Here is a 306-nt window from a genome sequence, read left to right as displayed (position 1 = left end):
AGCGGAAGAACACCGCTGTTCCATTGGGCTTTTTGCTGTCTTCGCCAGCAACCACGGGTACCCGGTGGCATGGAAGTAAAGGGGAAGGGAATGGATTTGCGGGTGAAGCTCTCAACAGCATTTCACTCCGCTGCGCTGCGCTCCAATCCTGTTGAACGCGGCAAAGCACAGCAGCATGTCTGCGCCATACTGCTTTCCGGATAATTCGAAGAGGCAAAGATTTTTAGGGAAACTCCCGATGAAGGTCCATTCCCGGCTGCGCCAGGAATGCGGCCTTTTTTGTCTCTCTTGCCGCTACGCTTGGAC

1 protein-coding gene is annotated in these 306 nt (G+C 54.6%); it reads left to right on the top strand.

Annotated features, from left to right (window positions below):
- Positions 1-204: hypothetical protein (locus tag D3105_RS35065; protein WP_206273081.1), on the top strand; the 204-nt coding region annotated here is incomplete at its 5' end.
- Between the last annotated feature and the right edge of the window lie 102 nt (positions 205-306).

Source organism: Streptomyces globisporus (genome assembly GCF_003501885.1).
Taxonomy (GTDB): domain Bacteria; phylum Actinomycetota; class Actinomycetes; order Streptomycetales; family Streptomycetaceae; genus Streptomyces; species Streptomyces globisporus_D.
This window is presented reverse-complemented; position numbering and strand designations above follow the sequence as displayed.